This is a genomic window from Pseudoalteromonas sp., from assembly GCF_041613455.1.
Taxonomy (GTDB): Bacteria; Pseudomonadota; Gammaproteobacteria; order Enterobacterales; family Alteromonadaceae; genus Pseudoalteromonas.
Window position 1 is genome coordinate 1 of record NZ_JBFJHD010000268.1, and the last position, 3,464, is coordinate 3,464.

Here is a 3,464-nt window from a genome sequence, read left to right on the forward strand (position 1 = left end):
CAGCGCACGCAAAAGAAGCGGCAGAAGATATTGTTACTAATGGCGGAAAAGCCCAAGGTTATGCATTAAATGTGGCCGACAGCGAGGCAATTACCGTTTTTTTTAAGCAGTTACCGCAAGCTGTTGATGTACTTATAAATAATGCCGGCATTCAGCACGTAGCAAAGCTTGAAGAATTTCCGGCTGATAAATGGCAATTTTTGCAGCAAGTAATGTTAGTTGGGCCTGCAATGATGACCCAAGCGGTATTGCCTAAAATGCGGGAACAAAATTTTGGCCGAATTATTAATATTGGCTCTATTCATGCCATGGTGGCCTCTAAATATAAGTCGGCCTATGTGGCCGCCAAACATGGCTTAATTGGCTTTAGTAAAACCATAGCGCTTGAAACAGGAGATGCCAATATAACCATTAATACCGTGTGCCCCGCGTATGTGAAAACTCCGCTAGTAGAGCAGCAAATTGCCGCACAAGCCAAAGAGCATGGTTTATCTGAGCAACAAGTTATCGATACTATTATGCTAGCACCCATGCCTAAAAAAGCCTTTATTGGTTTAGATGAAATACACCATACGGTAACCTTTTTAATGGCTGATGCGGCGCGAAACATTACCGCACGAGCTATAGCAATAGATGGCGGCTGGACCGCACAATAGGAGCTAACAATGGCAGGATTCGATAAAGTAGTAAGCAGTTACAGCGAAGCAATGGCAGGGCTTGAGGATGGCATGACAGTGATTGCCGGTGGTTTTGGCTTGTGCGGTATACCGGAGGGACTTATTGGCCAAATTAAACGCCAAGGTATTCGTAACTTAACTGTGGTGTCTAATAACTGTGGCGTAGATGGTTTTGGTTTAGGCGTGTTACTAGAGGATAAACAAATACGCAAAATGGTGGCCTCGTATGTGGGCGAAAATGCCTTATTTGAGCAGCAACTACTTAGTGGTGAGCTAGATGTAGAGCTTACTCCACAAGGTACACTGGCTGAAAAAATGCGCGCTGGTGGTGCAGGTATTCCTGCTTTTTATACCGCCACTGGAGTAGGCACGCCAGTGGCTGAGGGCAAAGAAACGCGCAATATTAATGGTCGAGACTACTTGTTAGAACACAGTATTACCGGTGACTTTGCCATTGTAAAAGCCTGGAAAGCGGATCGCTTTGGTAATTGTATTTATCGCCATACCGCGATGAACTTTAATCCTATGGCCGCCACCGCAGGTAAAATAACTGTACTCGAAGTAGAAGAAATTGTAGAGCCTGGGGAGTTAGAGCCAAGCCAAATACACACTCCCGGTATTTATATCGATCGGGTTATAAAAGGGGTGTTTGAAAAACGCATAGAAAAAGTGACCACCCAAGCAGCAAAGCAATAAGGAGTAAGCTAATGGCATTAACACGTGAACAAATCGCCAAGCGAGTCGCGATGGAATTACAAGATGGCTATTACGTTAATTTAGGCATTGGTATTCCTACCTTAGTAGCTAACTATGTCCCCGATAATATTGCAGTAATGCTGCAATCAGAAAATGGCCTACTGGGTATGGGGCAGTATCCTACTGCCGATGCGCTCGATGCTGATATGATAAACGCCGGTAAAGAAACCGTTACTGCCGCCACTGGCGCAGCAATTTTTAACTCAGCCGAAAGCTTTGCGATGATCCGCGGCGGTCATGTTGACTTAACCGTATTGGGTGCCTTTGAGGTTGACCAAAACGGCAATATTGCTAGCTGGATGATCCCCAATAAGTTAATAAAAGGTATGGGCGGTGCGATGGATTTAGTGGCTGGTGCAAAAAACATTATTTGTACCATGACCCACGCTAATAAGCATGGTGAGTCAAAATTACTCAGTGAGTGCAGCTTACCGCTCACCGGTGTGGGGTGTATTAATAAAGTAATTACCGACTTGGCCTTACTGGAAATTAAAGATGGTGCATTTCATTTATTAGAGCGCGCCCCCGGAGTGAGCGTAGAAGAAATTCAAGCGAAAACACAGGGGCGTTTAATTATCCCTAAAAACACACCCGAAATGACATTTTAATAATAGCTTATTAATTAAGCCCGCATTGTTGCGGGTTTTTTTATAACTTAAAAGCTACCAATTTGAATCCGCGTTATAAAACCACTCATGTTAAGTAGGTTAGATCAAGCTCTGGCACGTTTTGAAGCTCGCCAACAATGCTTTTCGGCTGCTGTTGAGGTGACGCAGTCTATGGTTGATACCCTATTTGGTTCAAAAGAGCGTGTTAGTACCACAACACGCTTACCCAAAGGAGTCGACTCGCTTACCTTAAAAAAAATAATAACTGCATTTAATGAACATAAAGAAACAGCATTTACAGCTCAGCAAATGGGTGATTTAGTGGGTGTAAGCCGATCGACTGCTCGCCGATATCTAGAATACATGCTTGAAGCAGAGCAGGTTAGAGCTGATCAAAGCTATGGTAGTATTGGTCGTCCAGAGCGTTGCTATAAAATATGCCAATAAAATAAAGAGTACAGAGTAAGGTAAGGCCTCATTAGGTAAATAGATCGCTCGCTCGCACTACAAAAAATAGCTATTTCAAAGGATGGATCATTTTTTTTATATAATTGGCTGCATTTTAAGCGACTTCTATGGTGATGTTCGCTTTAAGTGATGTTATACTCTGGCCGAATAATTTTTCGACTTTATTAAGAGTAAACTAATGGCAGATTTATCGAAGTACAGAAACATTGGTATTTTCGCGCACGTTGATGCGGGTAAAACTACCACCACTGAGCGTATACTAAAGCTTACTGGTCAAATCCACAAAAGTGGTGACACGCACGATGGCACATCAGTTACAGATTTCATGGATCAAGAGTCTGAGCGCGGTATTACTATTCAGTCTGCGGCTGTAAGCTGTTTCTGGAAAGATCACCGTTTTAACGTTATCGATACTCCTGGACACGTTGACTTCACTGTTGAAGTTTACCGTTCACTTAAAGTATTAGATGGCGGCATCGGTGTATTCTGTGGCTCTGGTGGTGTTGAACCACAATCAGAAACTAACTGGCGTTATGCGAATGAGTCAGGTGTAGCACGTGTTATTTTCGTAAACAAATTAGACCGTATGGGTGCTGATTTCTTCCGTGTAACTAATCAAGTACAAAAAGTACTTGGTGCAACTCCATTAATCATGACTTTACCAATCGGTAGAGAAGATGAGTTTGTTGGTGTTGTTGACGTTCTAACCAAGCAAGCATATGTTTGGGATGCGACTGGTCTTCCAGAGAACTACACTATTGAAGATGTTCCTGCAGACATGGTTGACCAAGTTGAGGAATACCATGAGTTACTTATCGAAACTGCTGTTGAGCAAGACGATGAGCTACTAGAAACGTACATGGAAGGTGTAATCCCTTCAATTGAAGATGTGAAGCGTTGTATTCGCAAAGGTACTCGTGACCTTGCTTTCTTCCCAACATACTGTGGCTCAGCA

5 protein-coding genes are annotated in these 3,464 nt (G+C 43.1%); all 5 read left to right on the forward strand.

Going from position 1 to position 3,464, the window contains the following annotated elements:
* Nucleotides 1-656: SDR family NAD(P)-dependent oxidoreductase (locus ABYB02_RS15675; RefSeq protein WP_372763330.1), on the forward strand; the 656-nt coding region annotated here is incomplete at its 5' end.
* Between the two features lie 9 nt (nucleotides 657-665).
* Nucleotides 666-1,373 carry a CoA transferase subunit A gene (locus tag ABYB02_RS15680; RefSeq protein ID WP_011329568.1) on the forward strand — a complete coding sequence of 236 codons (708 nt, stop codon included), beginning with the start codon at nucleotides 666-668 and terminating at the stop codon, nucleotides 1,371-1,373.
* A gap of 11 nt (nucleotides 1,374-1,384) precedes the next feature.
* Nucleotides 1,385-2,041 (forward strand): 3-oxoacid CoA-transferase subunit B, encoded by a 657-nt coding sequence (locus tag ABYB02_RS15685; protein ID WP_024594936.1) that lies wholly within the window; start codon nucleotides 1,385-1,387, stop codon nucleotides 2,039-2,041.
* Nucleotides 2,042-2,128: 87 nt separating this feature from the next.
* The gene (locus ABYB02_RS15690) at nucleotides 2,129-2,488 is read left to right on the forward strand and encodes an HTH domain-containing protein (RefSeq protein ID WP_226898045.1); all 360 of its coding nucleotides are present in this window, start codon (nucleotides 2,129-2,131) and stop codon (nucleotides 2,486-2,488) included.
* 199 nt (nucleotides 2,489-2,687) lie between these two features.
* Nucleotides 2,688-3,464, forward strand: a 777-nt coding sequence (locus ABYB02_RS15695) for a GTP-binding protein (protein ID WP_372763331.1), incomplete at its 3' end; no start/stop codon positions are given.